Consider the following 17,333-nt stretch of genomic DNA (forward strand, 5'->3'; position numbering starts at 1 on the left):
TAAAGATAGAAAGAAGTGAAACGGATGGATTCAATGGATCAGCGTATCGGGCGGTTAGAATATTACATACAATTGCTGGTGAAAACGGTGGATATGGATAAGTACCCTTTTTATGCGATGATGATTGAAAAAGGGCTGACCGAAGAGGAAGGTGAAGAGGTCGGGCGGATCTGCCGCGAATTGGAGGACGAGCTGGAGTCGCAAAAAGCGCAAGGCTTTGTGACGTTCGACAAGCTCCTTGCGCTTTTTGCGGGACAGCTGAACGAAAAATTAGATGTTCATGAAACGATTTTTGCTTTGTACGAGCAGGGGCTTTATACAGCGCTGATGGAAGAATTCATCGAGATTATGAAGCACTTTGATTAATTGCTGACCGGTTCCAGCTCTTCAGCCGTTTCATGGGCAGCCGATTCGCCCGCTTTTTTCTTCAGGCTTCCGTCTTCACTTTCAAAATCATTGTTTATGTTTGTCAATGATTTCTCGAATATCTCCATAAAATCTTCTCCGTAAATGTGGCGGATGACACAGGTCAATTCTTCCATCTCCGGAAACTTCCCGAATAAGTGGTAGAGCGGCTGTGAGCCTTTAAACACCGCGTTTCTCGACGGGTCAAACTCCTCTAGCAGACTTTCAAATACTTTTTCCCCTTCTTCTGTTAACTGAATGTACGTGTTCCGCTTGTCATTCAGCCGCTTGGAAAAATTCAGATACCCGCGTTCTTCAAGTTTTTTTGAAAAATTAAATGCAGTTGATACGTGCATAACGCCGAATTTGGCGATTTCCGAAATAGAAGCTCCTTTAAGCTGATAAGCAATCCATAATATATGATGTTCATTAATATTAAGATCGTACGGCTTCAGCCAATTCTGCCAGTCTTTCTCGATAGATTTCCACAGCGCTTTGGACAGCTGCGCCATTTTTTGGGTATAGATTAAAGCTTCTTTTAAATCGTAAGGCGGTTCAACACGATTCAATACAGATCACCTGCTTCACATTTTCTTTTCCTCTATTATGCCAATAAAATAAAGATTAATAAAGATGAAAATTTAAGAATTTTATAATAAATTCTAAATCCGTTGCTGTGAAAGGCTTTAAACCGCAAAAAAAAGTGCGGAACGCAATATGTCCGCACTTTTTTTGGTTGTATAGGATATTAGTTTTGTAAGGTTTTCTCCAGCTGCCTGATTTTCTCTTCAATATCAGCGATTTCCTTTTGGAGATCCTGCTGGTGCGGCTTGATTTCCTCCTGCCACCTTTTAATGCTTGTCTGAAGCTCTCCGCCTACGTCTTTAATGACTTCGGCGCTTTCTTTCGCCGTTTGGACAAGCTGGTCTTTCAGCGCCATTCCGTCTTTTTTTAACCGTTTGATTGTGTTCTCAATTGAATTGCAATTCGCTTTGATTTTGCCCCGCAGCTCTTTTCCGGATGAAGGAGCCGAAAGCAAAACCGCTGCGCCTCCGATCAATCCGCCTACGAAAAGGCCTGTTAAAAGGGAACGTCCGTCAGCCATTTGAAATCACCCCGTTTTTTTTCTCATAAGCTTTTACCATTTTTGTTCAGAAGAATAAACTTCTATACATAGCTTGCTTTATTTTAGCATATTTTTTAAGGGAAAAGGAGGGAGAAGGTTGTCTGTCTTCATGATTGTTTTATCTTGTATGGCTCTTGTCTTTGCGGCGGGCGCCGTTTATTACCTGAAACTGCTCGGCCAGGCCGCTTCTTATCCGCCGAAGCGGGTCGTCCGCCAAAAGGCCATTGTCTGCTCAGCAGGAACCGCCCTCGCATTGTTCCTTATCTTTTTCACAAAACTTCTCGTATGAAACATGCTGAAACACATTAAAAAACCTCTTCCGGCCGGAAGAGGTTTCAGTATGCGGCTATTTTGCCGTTTCAATCATATTGGACCGTTTTAAGATCGTCTGCACAATCGGATACATGATGATAATGGCGATCGCGTTCAGCGCAGCCGCCGGAAGGACGACCGCGAGCACCAATGCCGTGAATCCGCCCGGCAGGCCGACAATCAGAAGGGCCAGCGCCAGAAAGATCACACCGGAGATGAAAGTGCCGGCTATCGTAATGACGGCAGCCGCCGCTGTTTTCACGCTTTTTTTCACCAAAAGCGCCAGTGCGAGAAACAGAAACGCCGTTACCGGTTTTTCAATGATATTCGGAAGCTGTCCCCCCGGAAAAGATGTCGTGAGTGCGGAAATGATTCCCGTTACAATCCCGATCATCAGCACGTTCTGCACACGGGGGAATAACAGAATTCCCATGAACATCATCACAAGCATCATATCGGGTTTCATTCCGAATAATACCGGCGGCATAATGGAATGAAGCACCGCTCCGATTGCCGCAAACAGGGCCATAATGACTAATTCTTTTGTTTTCATACTAAGCTCTCCTCTGCTAAGCTTTTTCGCCATCCAATAATATGCTCGTCATTTATTGCGATGGCCGGAAAAATTGATATGCCAACAGTATATCAAAGGAACTGTCGGGTTAGAAGAAATTTATTCGTTTTCCTGCTGGAACTTTCTCATAAACTGAGCCAGTTTTTCACAATCAGCCAGGCTGACGGCGTTGTAAACAGACGCCCTGCAGCCTCCGACTGAGCGGTGGCCGGCGAGTCCGGTCATTTTTGCCGCTTTCGCTTCTTCAACGAATTTTTTCGTCAGACTGCTGTCGCGGAGGGTGAAGGTAATATTCATGTGAGAACGGCTGTCTTTTTCGGCATGGCCCGCGTAAAATCCGCCGCTTGCATCGATTGTGCCGTACAGGACATCCGCCTTTTCCCGGTTGCGCCGTTCAGCCGCTTCGACACCGCCGTTTTCAGCCAGCCATTCAAGGACGAGGCTCAGCATATAAATCGCAAATGTAGGCGGCGTATTATACAGTGAATCGGCTTTTGTGTGGGTGGAATATTTCAAAATTTTAGGAACGTTGGCGTTTTCGTTTTCAAGCCATGATTTTTTCATGATGACGACCGTAACGCCGGACGGCCCGAGGTTTTTCTGGGCTCCGCCGTAGATGACATCAAACTTTTTGACATCAAATTTTCTGCTCAGGATGTCGCTTGACATGTCGGCTGCGAGCGGAATCGGTGAATTCGGGAACTCTTTCCACTGCGTTCCGAAAATCGTGTTGTTGGACGTAATATGCAAGTAGGCGCCGTCTTTTATCTGTGAGAGGTCCGCTTTCGGTATATGGATGTGGTTTGAATCTGCGCTTGTTGCTGTGACGGATGTGTTTCCGAACAGTTTCGCCTCAGCGAGGGCCTTTTCAGACCATGCGCCCGTCACGATGAAGTGCGCCGTCTTCTCCGGCGTTAAAAAGTTCATCGGCAGCATTGAGAATTGAAGGCTTGCTCCGCCTTGGAGAAATAAAATATCATAATCGTCGGGGATATCCATCAGTTCTTTCAGAAGGGTTTTCGCTTTTTGATGCACCGCGTCATATTCTGTGCTCCGGTGGGACAGCTCCATGACAGACATGCCGGTATCATTGAAGTTGATAAATTCTTTCTGTGCTTTTTGCAGCACATCCAGTGGAAGGGCTGCGGGTCCTGCATTGAAATTCGTTGTACGTTCCATTTTTACGATCTCTCCCTGTTTTCCGCTTTAGTGTAAGAAATAATACAATTATCCTATCACAATTTTTAGATTTTTTTGATATGAAAAAATATTATTTTATGTATTTTATGTTTCGGGCGCAAAAAAACCTCATCCTTAAGATGAGGCAAGCCGTTTTCTGACGGTTGAAGCGATCTCCTGAAGATCGTCAGGCGTATAGTCTTCGGCATGTGTCTTCCAGACGGCTCCGAATCCGTCGCCTTTTCCGTAACGCGGAATGATATGCATGTGAAAATGGAACACGGATTGGCCCGCTTTTTCACCGTTGTTATTGAGAATATTCAGCCCGATCGGCTCGAATTCATCCCGGATGGCGCGCGCGATTTTCGGCACCGCTTCAAAATATTCTTTAGAAAGCTCAGGCGTAAACTCGTACACGTTTTCGATATGTGTTTTCGGAATGACGAGCGTGTGGCCTTTTGTGACCTGGCTGATATCGAGAAACGCAACGACGTGTTCGTTTTCATATACTTTTGAAGACGGAATGTCGCCGGCAATGATTTTGCAGAAAATACAATCGTCCGCTTTGTGCATAGATGGGTTTCCTCCCTGAAAAGAAATATATGTATATTCTCATCGTACCACAAAACTTGCCGAAATAAAAAACAGGATGAACGGCTGGCGTTCATCCTGATGCAGAAGTACGAGCTTTATCACAGAAAATTGAATATGCCTTTTGTAAGCACCTCATTTGTTTTTAAAATGAAGACTTATGGGTCTGCTTGATCATTCCTGGGACAAACACCTCATTTGATTATTTCATCATGACTGAAGAACATCATCAAAGCAGTGTGTGAAGAAATTGTAAGCATAAGACATGTTGATTTTCATCCAACTGTTCTAAGACGTCTTTTATAAACACCTCATTTTCAGTTGATTAAAGCTGTTTCCTTCTACACATATTATGATGTCCGCTGTCACGATAACTATGCAGGCTTTTTTACGTGAGAAAAAAAGGGAATCGTTTCAAATCAGCCTTTATTTTTGGTACTATGAAGAAAAACGAATCAGAAGGGGAGAAATTATGTCTCTGCTATCGGTAAAAGACTTAACCGGCGGTTATACGAGAAACCCGGTTTTAAAAAATGTTTCATTCACCCTTGAGCCGAACCAGATTGTCGGACTCATCGGATTAAACGGCGCGGGCAAGAGCACGACGATCCGGCATATTATCGGTTTAATGGACCCGCATAAAGGCTCGATCGAGCTGAACGGCAAGACGTTTTCAGAGGATAAAGAGGGCTATCGTTCGCAATTTACGTATATCCCCGAAACGCCGGTGCTGTATGAAGAACTGACGCTCAAAGAGCATTTGGAGCTGACGGCCATGGCGTACGGCCTTTCGAAAGAAACGCTTGAAAAAAGGCTTCCGCCGCTTCTGAAAGAATTCAGAATGGAAAAAAGGCTGAAATGGTTTCCCGCTCACTTTTCCAAGGGGATGAAGCAGAAGGTCATGATCATGTGTGCGTTTCTCGCGGAGCCTTCGCTTTATATTATTGACGAGCCGTTTCTCGGGCTTGACCCGCTTGCGATCAATGCATTGCTGGAGCGGATGGACGCCGCGAAAAAAGCCGGATCAAGCGTGCTGATGTCAACGCATATACTGGCGACGGCAGAGCGCTACTGTGACGCTTTCATCATTTTACATAACGGCGAAGTACGCGCAAGCGGAACGCTGGAAGAATTGAGAGAGCAGTTCGGCATGAGAGACGCCGCTCTTGATGATTTATATATTGAACTGACGAAGGAAGACGCCGGCCATGAATAATATGTCTACTATTTGGCAGTCCCGGCTTGAGGAGCATATAAAGGAAACCAGAATGTATATGAAATATATGCTCAATGATCATCTCGTCATTGTCCTGATCTTTTTTATTGCCGGCGCTGCGAGCTGGTACAGCAAATGGGTCAAAGACATTCCCGTTCATTTCCCGTCCTTTTGGGTGATGGCGGTGCTCTTTTCTATCGTGCTGACGGGTTCATACGTCCGGACGCTGTTAAAGGAAGCGGATCTCGTGTTTCTGCTGCCGCTTGAACCGAAAATGGGGACTTACTTTAAGCATGCATTCAAGTACAGCTATCTGTCACAGCTGTTTCCGCTTATCGCTCTGTCGCTTGTATGCATGCCTCTGTTTTTCGCTGTAAGTCCGGGGGCGTCGCTTGCGTCGTATGCCGCCGTTTTTATTCAGATGCTGGCGGTGAAAGCGTGGAATCAGGCCATGGAGTGGCGGATGACATTTATGAATGACAGAAGTATGAAAATGATGGATGCGGTCATACGCTTTATCTGCAACATGCTGCTTTTATACTTCGTCTTACAATCGTTTTATCTGTACGCTGCCGCCGTCTACATTGTAATGGCCGGCCTTTATGTCTATTTCACATCAGCTGCGAAACATAAATCGTTAAAATGGGAAGCTCATATTGAATATGAATTAAGAAGGAAGCAGCGGTTTTACAGAATTGCCAATCTGTTTACCGATGTGCCTCACTTGAAGAAACAGGCAAAACGCCGGGCGTATCTCGACTTTTTGCTCAGAATGATTCCGTTCGAGCAGCGGAAAACGTTCTCCTATATGTATGCGCGGGCCTTTCTTCGTTCAAATGATTATCTGGGCATTCAGGTCAGACTCACGATTATTTTTATCCTGATTATTATGCTCGTTTCCGCCAATCCGTTGATAACGGCGGCGTTAACCGTATTTACCGTCTTTATTACGGGGATACAGCTTTTGCCGCTGTTCGGGCATTTTCAACATCTGTCGTTACAGGAGCTTTACCCGGTCAATCAGAAAGTGAAGCTGAAAAGTTTCTTTTCACTGATGAAATCGGCGTTAACCGTGCAGGCACTGCTGTTTTCGGCAGCGTCGGCCTATGCCGCGGGAGTCAGCGGGGCGCTTTATGCCGCTATCGCTTCAGCCGTCCTGATCTTTGTGATTATGCCTTCGTATATGGGCGGCAGATTGAAAAAGTACGGCAGGCTGTAATCAAACGGGTTTTTGAAACCTTTACGAAAGAAGGAGACGCGGATGACCGGCGATCAGCAGCTGATACAGGAAGCCCTGCAATGGAAAGCGCGTTTTTTGCGTAAGGATTCCATGTTTGAACGTTTTTCTAAAGGCATGCAGGCGAAAATAAATGAGCGGATTCCCGGAAAAATTCATGCCGTCATCACAGAAAGCATTAAAAAAATGACCGAGGCAACAATGGCGGGGTCAAACCTGGTAAAAAGCAAGCGGGATACAAGCGGCATGTCGCTTACAGAAAAAGATGCCCTTGCCAGACAAACTATCGCATCCTATCAAAAGGTGGCGGCAGCCGAGGGCATCGGTACGGGGGCCGGCGGAATTTTTTTTGGGATGGCTGACTTTCCTTTGCTGTTGTCCATTAAAATGAAATGTCTGTTCGATCTTGCCTCCGTTTACGGCTATGATGTGAAAGATAGAGATGAACGATTGTTTTTGCTGTTTATTTTTCAGCTTGCTTTCTCAAGCGGTGAACAGCGGAAACGCATATATTCAATCATTGAACATTGGGATTCAAAAAAGCATGAAGTTGATTGGAGAGTTTTTCAGCAGGAATACCGCGACTATCTGGACGTGGTGAAATTGTTTCAGCTTTTGCCGGTCGTCGGAGCCGCCGTGGGCGGAGCGGCCAATTATAAACTGCTGTCACAGCTCGGCGAGACGGCAAGGCACGTTTATCATTTAAGAATCACAGCAGCCGGTACGTAATGTACCGGCTGTTTTTTATGCCCTATCGGGGGTAGCTCACTGCGGCGCCGATCAGCACCTTGGCGGCGGTCAGCATCGCTTTTTCATTAAAATCAAATTTCGGATGATGGTGAGGGTAAATAGATTCCGCATCGTCTAAAGCGGCGCCCGTAAAGAAAAAAGCGCCTTTTGTATGCTGCAGATAATAGGAAAAATCCTCTCCCGCCATCTGCGGCTCTCCTTCAACGACTTTCGTGACGCCGTCTGTTTCCGCGGCGGCTGCCGCAGCGTGCGCCGCTTCCTCCGGATGATTGACGACGGCGGGATAGCCGCGTTTGAAACGATACTCATAAGAAGCGGAGTGCATGGAACAAATCCCTTTTACGACGGCTTCTATTTCTGCTTCGAGCAGGCTGCGCACCTCTTCATCAAACGAGCGTACGGTGCCTGTGATGACTGCCTGATCAGCAATGGCGTTAAACGGATTTTCAGCGATGAATGAGCCCGCTGAGATGACAGCCGGCTGCATAGGGTTTACACGCCGGCTCACGATATGCTGAAGGGCCGTGACGATTTGAGAGCCGATTAAAACGGCGTCTTTCGTATCGTGAGGGATCGCACCGTGGCCGCCTTTGCCGATGACTTTAATCGTAAAGCCGTCAGCGGCGGCCATTACTGGGCCCGGGCGGCATAAGACCGTTCCGACGGGTTCAGTCGCCCATAGGTGTGTGCCGAAAATGGCATCGACATGTTCAAGGCAGCCGTCCTCAATCATTGATGTTGCTCCGCCGGGAGATAATTCCTCGGCGTGCTGGTGGATCATCACAAATGATCCTTTCAGTTTTTCCCGGTTGTGATAAAGCACTTTTCCGGCAGCAAGCAGAGCCGCCGTATGGCCGTCGTGGCCGCAGGCGTGCATGACGCCGGGAATTTGTGAAGCATAGGGCACATCTTTTTCATCCTGTATCGGCAAAGCATCAAAATCAGCTCTGAGCGCGACACAAGGTCCCGGTTCTCCGCCTTCAATATAGGCTGTGACGCCGTTTCCCCCCACGTTCGTCCGGATGGGAACGCCGAGCTTTTCATAAAACGAAGCGATGAATTCCGGTGTTTTTTTCTCTTTAAAGGAAAGCTCGGGATTCCTGTGAAGGTGACGTCTGATTTCAACCATTTCCTCATACAGCCCGTCAAGCTGAGCGTACAAGCTTTTTTGAAGTGTCGTTAATGTCAAAAGCGGTGCCCCCTCGTCTGCTTTTCCCATGATTGTATAGAAAATGTCAGAAGATTTCAATCTTTTTGCTACGGAAGAATGATGATGGCGGCAATCGTCGTGACGATAAGCCCGGCCGTCACCGGGATAAAGTTTTTTCTGGCAAGCTCAAACGGGTCAACTTTACAAATAGCCGCAGCGGGAATAAGTGCCCAAGGGACCAATGTTCCGCCCCCGACCCAGATCGCTGAAATCTGGCCCAGCGCCGTTAAAACGGCCGGATTCGTATGAAGCGCGGCGGAAAACAGCTTTGCCATCGATCCTGCAAGAGAAATACCGGAAAAGCCTGAACCGTCAAGCCCGGTAATCGCACCGACTGCGGTCAGGGCGATGCCGGCGAATTCCCCGGACATCGGAAAGGAATGGGACAGCGCCAGGCCAAGGTCATTGACGATACCCGCAGACCCTTTCGGCAGGGGGGTGTTCAACATACTTTTAAACCCCGCGTCACCAAGATAAAAGAACGCCGCGATCGGAATGACGGGGCCGAATACTTTAAAGCCGAATTGAAAACCGCCGATAAAATACTCAGTGATCTTTTCTAAATGCCGCTGCTTATGCACGATGAAATGAATGATCAGGAGAATACCGATCGCCGTTCCCCCGACGAGTGCCGTCGCATCATTTCCCTGCAGGCGGTAGACGATCATGCAGATAATATCGGCGAGGAAAACAAGCGGAATGAGAACAGCCAGAGTCACCCTGAGTTTTTTCGGGAGATACATGCTTGTGTCCAAAGAACCGGAGCTGTCAAAGGAGAGGGGGACCTGCGTTTTTTTTCGCTCCCGCATGATGAGAAAAAAAGCGGTGATTGTCGTCGTTAACCCCATGATTAAAACGAGCGGAATACTAGCCTGCATGACATCGCCCACAGGAACGCCCGCGGCATCGGCTGTCAATTTCGGCGCCGCCTGAATGACGTAATCACCTGATAAAGCGAATCCGTGGCCGAACAGGTTCATCGCCATTGCCGCGGCGATCGGAGAAAGGCCCGCCCGGATCGCCGCAGGAAGCAGCACAGCGCCGATCAGCGCCACACCGGGTGACGGCCAGAAAAAAAGAGAGATGGCAAACATCAGGCAGCCGATGATCCAATACGCGGCAGCCGGCCCCTTCATCAGCTTCGCAAACGGAGAAATCATCGCTTCATTAATACCTGTTTTGGTCAAAAGTCCGCTCATGGCCACGATAAAACAAATAATAAAAATCGTCGGCAGCAATTCCCCGGCGGCATACGTGAAGCTGTGAAACAGGCTGCTGACCGAAGCGGAGAATGAATGCGTCGTCCATAGCGCAATCACAAAAATACCGGCAAGTGAAATAAAGGTTGTATCTTTTCTGAGAAGCATAAAAACGATAATGGCCGCGATAAAAGCAACATAAAGCAGGTGTACCGAGTAGACGCCGATCCCCAATTGAACCACTCCGTTTATAAATAGGATTGCTACAGGTTATTCATAGGCGGACGGAAGGTGCAAAGGGGAGGCGGAAAATCGGGACTAAAAAAGCCGGAGAATCTCCGGCGGTTTTAATCTATAGCGTAATAAGCGGTTACATAAGACGGACGGGAGAAAATGGACGTCGTGTCGATGCCGGCTGATGTTCCGCGTTTTTTATGGGCTTCCTGATAAGAGTTTGACTGCTGCCAGCCCTGAAAGGCTTTTTCCTCTTCCCACAGGGTCAGGATGACATACGTATCGCCTTCAAGCGGCCTTAATACGCGGATGGCTTCAAAGCCGGGTTCATTTTCCACTTTGCCGGCGCGGTTTTTAAACCGGTTTTCAAACAGCGGACGGCCTTCCTGGGTAACGGCGATGTTATTGAGGACGGCGTAGCCCGGATGTTTGATTTCCCCGACACTGTCGATGCTTTCATAGGAATGGGGCGCCTGAAAAACGGTTTCGCCATTTGTCTCATGGATTAAAATCGCATTTTCCTCTCCTTGCATCAGCACCATATTCTCATTTGGGTGTTTCTTTGCAATCGTTTTTAAAAAATCGGCTGTCCCATATGTAATATAAACCTTCATATCAGCCACCTCCTGCTTGCTAGTATAACAAAAGAGTGGTATAAGTTTCTATTGGCGACTCATTCTGACATAATTCGAAACAATATTTCCCATACTACAAGTTAAGAAAGGCGAGGTGACTTATGCTGAAAAAGAAAAAAAGATTCTTTATTCCGGCTGTAATTGCGGCGGTAACCGCTTTTCTCGCGTTAATCGGATACATTATCATTATATTTCTCGGCCATTATGTCATCGATGAAAAGAAATTAATACTGCACGCATCTTCAAAAATCGTCGATCAAAACGGTGATGAAATCGCGAGTCTTTATACGGAAAACCGCGAACCGGTATCCATTCAGGAGGTTCCTGAAGATGTGAGAGATGCCTTTATCGCCGTTGAAGATAAACGATTTTACGAACATCACGGCATTGATGTAAAGTCTGTCGGCCGGGCGATGTTCCGGGATATTTTAGCGGGCGGCAAGGTGGAGGGCGGAAGCACGATCACCCAGCAGCTGGCGAAAAACATTTTTCTGACTCATGATAAAACATTTTTGCGCAAAACGAAGGAAGTCATTATCGCCATCAATCTTGAGCGTGATTACAGCAAGGATAAGCTGCTTGAAATGTACTTGAACCAGCTCTATTTCGGCCATGGCGTTTACGGCATTCAAGCCGCGTCTCACTACTATTTTAATAAAGAAGTAAAAGATTTAACCGTTGCAGAAGGCGCCGTTCTGGCGGCTATACCGAAGGCGCCTTCCCTTTATTCGCCGATTCAGCATCCCGGCAAAAATAAAGAGCGGCGCGATACGATTCTTTCCATGATGAACGATCAAGGCTATATCAGCGCAAAAGAAGCCGTCAGAGCCCAGGGCCGGACATTGGGGCTTCATATCAAGAAAACATCTGAAACGCCTTGGTTTGACAGTTATATCGATCTTGTCATCAAGGAGGCGGAATCCCGTTATTCGATGTCAGGCGAACAGCTTCTTCAAGGCGGCTATACGATTCGGACATCGCTTGATTCCAAACTGCAGAAAACGGCATATACGCTCATGAGGGAAAGCGGCTATTTTCCGGGAACGGATCAGGCGGCGGAGGGAAGCGCCGTCTTTATTGATAATAAAACCGGAGGCGTCCGCGCGGCGGTCGGCGGTCGCGACTATGTGACAAAAGGATACAACAGGGTAACGGCGCCGCGGCAGCCGGGCTCAACGTTTAAGCCGCTTGCCGTATACGGGCCCGCCATGCAGGAGGACAAGTTCAAACCATACTCGCTTCTTCAAGACAAACTGCAGTCTTACAACGGGTACGAACCGAAAAATTATGACGGACAGTACAAGGGGCAAGTGACGATGCAGGACGCGATCACCTACAGCATAAATGCGCCCGCTGTCTGGACATTGAAGCAGATCGGCGTGGATACGGGAAAATCGTATCTTAATAAAAACGGCATAAACATTTCTGACAACGGACTCGCGATTGCGCTGGGCGGTCTGTCAGAAGGCGTCACCCCGCTTCAGCTGGCCGGAGCTTATCATACATTTGCGGCAAACGGAATGTATACGAAGCCATTTTTTATAGAGAACATCACGGACGAAGACGGAGAAACGATTTCCGGGCCTAAAAACGGCAAAACGCGCGTCTTCAGCGGACAGACGGCATGGAATATGACGAGGATGCTTCAGCAGGTCGTAAAAGAAGGAACCGCTTCACAAGGCAGCTATCAGGGCGGCCTTGCGGGGAAAACCGGCACGACGTCATTTACCGGCGTCCCCGGCGCCACGAAGGACGCCTGGTTTGCGGGATACACTCCCGGACTGACGGGAGCCATCTGGATGGGGTATGACAAAACAGATAAAGCCCATTACCTGAAAGGCGGAAGCCAGTATCCTGTCAGACTCTTTAAAGATATCGTCACAAAAGCGGGGGAAAACGGCAAAACATTCGAAAAGCCTGAAAATGTGAAAGAACTGGGAAGCCCGATTGAACTGAAAGCGGTGAAGTCCCTGTCGGCCGGTTATACATTTAAGGCGATGGGACTGATTACGGTTCAATTAAAATGGGATGCTCAAAAGGATGATCGGGTTGTTTACCGAATATATGAAAAGAAAGACGGAAAAGACAAGCTTCTGGATTCGGTGAAAGGAAAAGGCAGCTTTGACATACCATACGCCAATCTGTTTTCAGGGGCTTCATACAAGGTCGTTCCATATAATTCACAGACGAATCAAGAAGGAGAGGGAACGGAATACGTTCAGCCGAAGCTTTTCTCTTCTTAATGATGAATTCGGCGATTTTTTGAACATTAGGCCTCAATTCTATACCATTTTGAAAAAACAAGGTATAGTGTAATGGGCGAAGAACACGAACGTATGGTTGCAGGAGGAAAGGTGGAAATTCAGATGAGTAAACGAGAAGCGTTTAATGATACGTTTTTAAAAGCGGCACGGGGAGAAAAAACAAATCACGTCCCTGTCTGGTACATGAGACAGGCGGGGAGGTCACAGCCGGAATACCGCAAGCTGAAGGAAAAGTACGGCTTAGTCGAAATTACGCATCAGCCCGAGCTGTGCGCGTATGTGACGAGACTTCCGGTCGAGCAGTACGGAGTGGACGCTGCCATTTTATATAAAGATATTATGACGCCTCTTCCTTATATCGGAGTGGATGTTGAAATTAAAAACGGAATCGGCCCGGTGATCGATCAGCCGGTGCGCTCTGCTGCGGATATTGAAAAGCTCGGCGAACTGAATCCCGAACAGGATGTTCCTTACGTGCTGGAAACGATCAAATTACTCGTAAACGAACAGCTGAATGTCCCGCTCATCGGTTTTTCGGGAGCGCCTTTTACGCTGGCCAGTTATATGATTGAAGGCGGGCCTTCTAAAAATTACAACAAAACAAAAGCGTTCATGCACAGTATGCCGCAAGCGTGGCAGATGCTGATGGACAAGCTCGCGGATATGATTATCGTTTATGCAAAAGCGCAGATTAACGCCGGCGCAAAAGCCATTCAGATTTTTGATTCCTGGGTCGGCGCGCTGAACCGCGAAGATTACCGGCAATTTATAAAACCGGTGATGGACAGAATTTTCCGGGAGCTTTCAGCAGAACAAGTTCCGCTGATCATGTTCGGCGTAGGCGCAAGCCACCTGGCCGGAGACTGGCATGACCTTCCTCTTGACGTCGTCGGTCTTGATTGGAGACTCAGCATAGATGAAGCCAGAAAACAAGGCATCACAAAAACGGTTCAGGGCAATCTTGATCCGTCGCTTCTTCTTGCGCCTTGGGAAGTCATCGAGAAAAAAGCGAAAGCGATTCTTGACCAGGGTATGAAAACGGATCGGTTTATTTTCAATTTAGGACACGGCGTATTCCCTGATGTAAACCCGGAAACGCTGAAAAGGCTGACGGCGTTTGTGCATGAATACTCCGCGGCTAAAATAGGGGAACAATCTTCCTGAGCAGATCGTTGGTGATAAGAAGATTTTCCTGTCAAAATCAAGATAGACAGACCATCAAAAGAGGTGTTTAACAAAATGAGCAGCAAAAAGAAAATGGGACTTCTCGTTATGGCTTACGGAACGCCTTACAAAGAAGAAGACATAGAACGTTATTATACACATATCAGACGCGGAAGAAAGCCGGAGCCGCACATGCTTCAAGACTTAAAAGACAGATATGAAGCGATCGGAGGCATTTCGCCGCTTGCAAAAATTACGAAGGAGCAGGCGGAGAAGCTCGGACAGCGTTTAAATGAAATCCAGGACGACGTCACATTCAAAGTGTACATCGGATTAAAACATATTGAACCGTTTATCGAAGACGCGGTGGCGGACATGCATAAAGACGGCATTACAGAAGCTGTCAGCCTGGTGCTCGCCCCTCATTTTTCAACATTCAGCGTCCAGTCATACAACAAACGCGCCAAAGAAGAAGCGGAGAAGCTTGGCGGCTTGACCATCAAGTCGGTTGAAAGCTGGTATGATGAACCGAAATTCGTTGATTATTGGGTCAGCCAGGTGAAGAAAACGTATGAATCAATGCCGAAAGAAGAACGGGATGACGCGATGCTGATCGTCTCAGCGCACAGCCTTCCTGAAAAAATTAAAGAATACGGCGATCCGTATCCTGACCAGCTGGAGGAATCCGCAAAACTGATTGCCGAAGGCGCCGGAATTACCGATTACGCAGTCGGCTGGCAGAGCGAAGGGAACACCCCTGATCCGTGGCTCGGGCCGGACGTGCAGGATCTCACGCGCGAGCTGTATCAAAAGCATCCTTATAAAGCATTTGTATACGTGCCCGCAGGCTTCGTTGCCGATCATTTAGAGGTGCTTTACGATAATGATTACGAATGCAAAGCTGTGACCGATGAAGTCGGCGCAAGCTACTATCGTCCGGCTATGCCGAACGCACAGCCCGAATTTATCGACGCGCTTGCAGCGGTCGTGCTGAAAGAGCTGGACAAGTAGAACTAAACGGTAAAGAAGGCGATAAAAATGAGTGGCGATAAAAAACATCTGGTCATCATCGGCGGCGGCATAACGGGATTAGCCGCCGCCTTCTACATGGAAAAAGAAATCAAAGAAAAACAGCTGCCGCTTGAGGTCACCCTGATTGAAGCGGGCCCGAGAGCGGGCGGCAAAATTCAGACGGCGCATAAAGACGGCTACATCATTGAGCGGGGGCCGGATTCTTTTCTCGAAAGGAAAAAAAGCGCTCCCCAGCTCGTCAAAGATTTAGGGCTTGAGCATCTGCTCGTCAACAATGCGACCGGCCAGTCTTACGTGCTCGTCAACGAGACGCTTCATCCGATGCCGAAGGGCGCGGTGATGGGCATCCCGACAAAAATCGCTCCGTTCATCTCCACCGGCTTATTCTCTGTTCCCGGAAAGGCGCGGGCGGCACTGGATTTTGTTCTGCCTGCGAGCAAGCCGAAGGAAGATCAGTCTCTGGGTGAATTTTTCCGCAGACGCGTCGGTGACGAAGTTGTTGAGAATTTAATAGAACCGCTTTTGTCAGGGATCTATGCCGGAGATATTGATAAGCTGAGCCTCATGTCCACATTTCCGCAATTCTATCAGACTGAGCAAAAGCACAGAAGCCTGATTCTCGGTATGAAAAAATCGCGTCCGCAGCCTTCAGGACAGCAGCTGACAGCCAAAAAGCAGGGGCAGTTTTTAACGCTGACGACAGGGCTTCAAACGTTAGTGGAGGAGCTGGAAAAGCAGCTTACGCTGACAAAAGTGATGAAAGGCACGAAAGTCACCCATATCGGCCGCGAGGAGAAAGGATATTCCGTGACGCTTGATAACGGCAAAGTGCTTCATGCGGAAGGATGCATTGTAACAGCGCCGCATAAAGCCGCGGCGAAAATGCTTTCTGATCTGCCGGCGGTTTCATGTCTTAAAGACATGCATTCTACGTCCGTCGCCAACGTCGCCTTAGGTTTTCCTGAGGGAGCCGTCAAGATGGAGCATGAAGGTACGGGATTCGTTATCTCAAGAAACAGCGACTTCTCCATCACGGCCTGCACATGGACGAACAAAAAATGGCCGCATGCGGCGCCGGAGGGCAAAACACTCCTCAGGGCGTACGTCGGAAAAGCCGGAGATGAATCCATCGTAGATCTTTCAGATAACGAGATCATTAACATCGTAATGGAAGATTTGAAAAAAGTAATGAATATCAAGGGCGAGCCGGAAATGACCTGTGTGACCCGCTGGAACGAAAGCATGCCGCAGTACCATGTCGGTCATAAAGAGCGCATCAAAGAGTTCAGAGACGCGCTGAGAGCTTCCTATCCGGGTGTATACGCGACGGGCGCGTCTTTTGAAGGGGTGGGCATCCCAGACTGTATCGACCAGGGAAAAGCTGCCGTATATGATTCACTGGCTTATTTATTTGAAACGTACCAGCCTCCGTTATCTTAAAACGGAGGTTTTTTTGCATGTTCCCGTTCTGTAAAGGGAACACCAATAAAAAGAAAAAACATTTGAATCTTCTTTGCGACTGTGATAAGTTATCTTATGTACAAAATGACTAAAACGTTCAAACGGTCAATTTAACGAGGTGGGAAACATGTCCGTCGATCGGAAAAAGCTCATTCTGGAAGCGGCAACGAAGTCTTTTACACAATTCGGCTACAAAGCAACGACAATGGATCTGGTGGCGAAGCTTGCAAATGTGGGAAAGGGAACCATCTATACGTTTTTCAAAAACAAAGAAGAACTGTTTGATGACATTTTCACCACTATTTTAAGAGAAATGAAGGAACACGCCGATGAAGCGATGAAACCGGAGCTTTCATTTCACGAAAATGTCCACCGGGCGCTTGTCGCGATTTTGGAATTCAGAAAAACACACCAGCTGACGATTAAAATTTTTCAGGAGAACGCCGAGATTGGTACAATAGCCGTTCAGGATGTCATTGCGAAAATGGAGCGGGCCATTCTGTCATATATTAAAGAAAAGATAGAATATGCCATTGAAAACGGGAGCATTAAACCGTGCGATCCGGAGCTGACCGCTTTTGTCATGCTTAAGCTTTACATCGCGCTGATATTTGACTGGGAAAAAAACCATCCGCCTCTTGAAAAAGAGACGATCGCCGAATTGCTGGAAATGTATGTTGGTCAAGGATTATCTAAATAGATGATCCTTCACTTTTTAGGTGCCGTGACCGTTTTGTCAAATGA

Annotated in this window: 18 protein-coding genes; 10 read left to right on the forward strand and 8 right to left on the reverse strand. The window is 47.6% G+C overall.

Annotated features, from left to right (window positions below):
* Positions 1-24 precede the first annotated feature (24 nt).
* Entirely contained in the window at positions 25-366 is a 342-nt protein-coding gene (locus AD710_RS12905; RefSeq protein WP_003155243.1) for a YhaI family protein, read from the forward strand.
* Here the strand turns inward: AD710_RS12905 and AD710_RS12910 are convergent.
* Positions 363-974: an HTH-type transcriptional regulator Hpr gene (locus AD710_RS12910; RefSeq protein ID WP_016938344.1), complete on the reverse strand. Its 612-nt coding sequence runs from the start codon at positions 972-974 to the stop codon at positions 363-365. The two genes, AD710_RS12905 and AD710_RS12910, sit on opposite strands and share 4 nt — an antisense overlap.
* 179 nt (positions 975-1,153) lie before the next feature.
* On the reverse strand, positions 1,154-1,510 hold the full coding sequence (locus tag AD710_RS12915) for a YtxH domain-containing protein (RefSeq protein ID WP_049628210.1): 357 nt from the start codon (positions 1,508-1,510) through the stop codon (positions 1,154-1,156).
* A gap of 118 nt (positions 1,511-1,628) precedes the next feature.
* Here AD710_RS12915 and AD710_RS12920 point away from each other — a divergent pair, with 118 nt between their 5' ends.
* Complete coding sequence (locus AD710_RS12920; RefSeq protein WP_007409223.1) at positions 1,629-1,820, forward strand: membrane protein YhzF; 192 nt, start codon at positions 1,629-1,631, stop codon at positions 1,818-1,820.
* 57 nt (positions 1,821-1,877) lie between these two features.
* On the opposite strand, the gene AD710_RS12925 is transcribed toward AD710_RS12920, so the two are convergent.
* The 3 genes from AD710_RS12925 to AD710_RS12935 form a co-directional block, all read right to left on the reverse strand.
* The gene (locus tag AD710_RS12925; protein WP_016938343.1) at positions 1,878-2,396 is read right to left on the reverse strand and encodes a tryptophan transporter; all 519 of its coding nucleotides are present in this window, start codon (positions 2,394-2,396) and stop codon (positions 1,878-1,880) included.
* Positions 2,397-2,516: 120 nt separating this feature from the next.
* Entirely contained in the window at positions 2,517-3,596 is a 1,080-nt protein-coding gene (serC, locus tag AD710_RS12930) for a 3-phosphoserine/phosphohydroxythreonine transaminase (RefSeq protein ID WP_049628211.1), read from the reverse strand.
* A gap of 135 nt (positions 3,597-3,731) precedes the next feature.
* Positions 3,732-4,169, reverse strand: coding sequence for an HIT family protein (locus AD710_RS12935; protein WP_007409220.1), 438 nt, complete (start codon positions 4,167-4,169; stop codon positions 3,732-3,734).
* A gap of 490 nt (positions 4,170-4,659) precedes the next feature.
* On the opposite strand from AD710_RS12935, the gene ecsA reads away from it, so the two are divergent.
* From ecsA to AD710_RS12950, 3 genes are read left to right on the forward strand one after another with little or no spacing between them, the layout of a single operon-like run.
* Positions 4,660-5,403, forward strand: coding sequence for an ABC transporter ATP-binding protein EcsA (ecsA, locus tag AD710_RS12940; protein WP_016938341.1), 744 nt, complete (start codon positions 4,660-4,662; stop codon positions 5,401-5,403).
* Entirely contained in the window at positions 5,396-6,622 is a 1,227-nt protein-coding gene (locus AD710_RS12945) for an ABC transporter permease (protein WP_016938340.1), read from the forward strand. The genes ecsA and AD710_RS12945 overlap by 8 nt, the downstream gene beginning before the upstream one ends.
* A 42-nt stretch (positions 6,623-6,664) precedes the next feature.
* The gene (locus tag AD710_RS12950) at positions 6,665-7,369 is read left to right on the forward strand and encodes an EcsC family protein (RefSeq protein ID WP_047476700.1); all 705 of its coding nucleotides are present in this window, start codon (positions 6,665-6,667) and stop codon (positions 7,367-7,369) included.
* 22 nt (positions 7,370-7,391) lie between these two features.
* Here the strand turns inward: AD710_RS12950 and AD710_RS12955 are convergent, their stop codons facing one another.
* The 3 genes from AD710_RS12955 to hmoB all read right to left on the reverse strand — a co-directional run bounded on the left by AD710_RS12955 (position 7,392) and on the right by hmoB (position 10,647).
* Positions 7,392-8,579, reverse strand: a complete 1,188-nt coding sequence (locus tag AD710_RS12955; RefSeq protein ID WP_049628212.1) for a M20 family metallopeptidase — start codon at positions 8,577-8,579, stop codon at positions 7,392-7,394.
* Positions 8,580-8,647: 68 nt separating this feature from the next.
* Entirely contained in the window at positions 8,648-10,033 is a 1,386-nt protein-coding gene (locus AD710_RS12960) for a hypothetical protein (RefSeq protein ID WP_049628213.1), read from the reverse strand.
* Between the two features lie 113 nt (positions 10,034-10,146).
* Complete coding sequence (gene hmoB, locus AD710_RS12965; RefSeq protein ID WP_016938336.1) at positions 10,147-10,647, reverse strand: heme-degrading oxygenase HmoB; 501 nt, start codon at positions 10,645-10,647, stop codon at positions 10,147-10,149.
* 122 nt (positions 10,648-10,769) lie between these two features.
* Between hmoB and AD710_RS12970 the strand changes: the two genes are divergently transcribed.
* The 5 genes from AD710_RS12970 to AD710_RS12990 all read left to right on the forward strand — a co-directional run bounded on the left by AD710_RS12970 (position 10,770) and on the right by AD710_RS12990 (position 17,289).
* Complete coding sequence (locus AD710_RS12970) at positions 10,770-12,911, forward strand: transglycosylase domain-containing protein (RefSeq protein ID WP_049628214.1); 2,142 nt, start codon at positions 10,770-10,772, stop codon at positions 12,909-12,911.
* A 123-nt stretch (positions 12,912-13,034) separates the two neighbouring features.
* Positions 13,035-14,096 carry a uroporphyrinogen decarboxylase gene (hemE, locus tag AD710_RS12975; protein WP_029575331.1) on the forward strand — a complete coding sequence of 354 codons (1,062 nt, stop codon included), beginning with the start codon at positions 13,035-13,037 and terminating at the stop codon, positions 14,094-14,096.
* Between the two features lie 75 nt (positions 14,097-14,171).
* Positions 14,172-15,107 carry a ferrochelatase gene (gene hemH, locus AD710_RS12980; protein ID WP_016938333.1) on the forward strand — a complete coding sequence of 312 codons (936 nt, stop codon included), beginning with the start codon at positions 14,172-14,174 and terminating at the stop codon, positions 15,105-15,107.
* Positions 15,108-15,134: 27 nt separating this feature from the next.
* The gene (gene hemY / locus AD710_RS12985) at positions 15,135-16,568 is read left to right on the forward strand and encodes a protoporphyrinogen oxidase (RefSeq protein WP_016938332.1); all 1,434 of its coding nucleotides are present in this window, start codon (positions 15,135-15,137) and stop codon (positions 16,566-16,568) included.
* A 148-nt stretch (positions 16,569-16,716) separates the two neighbouring features.
* A complete protein-coding gene (locus tag AD710_RS12990; protein ID WP_016938331.1) occupies positions 16,717-17,289 on the forward strand; it encodes a TetR/AcrR family transcriptional regulator in 573 nt (190 codons plus the stop codon).
* The last annotated feature ends 44 nt before the right edge of the window (positions 17,290-17,333 follow it).

The sequence above is a fragment of the Bacillus sp. JFL15 genome, from assembly GCF_001184225.1.
GTDB classification, from domain to species: Bacteria; Bacillota; Bacilli; order Bacillales; family Bacillaceae; genus Bacillus; species Bacillus siamensis.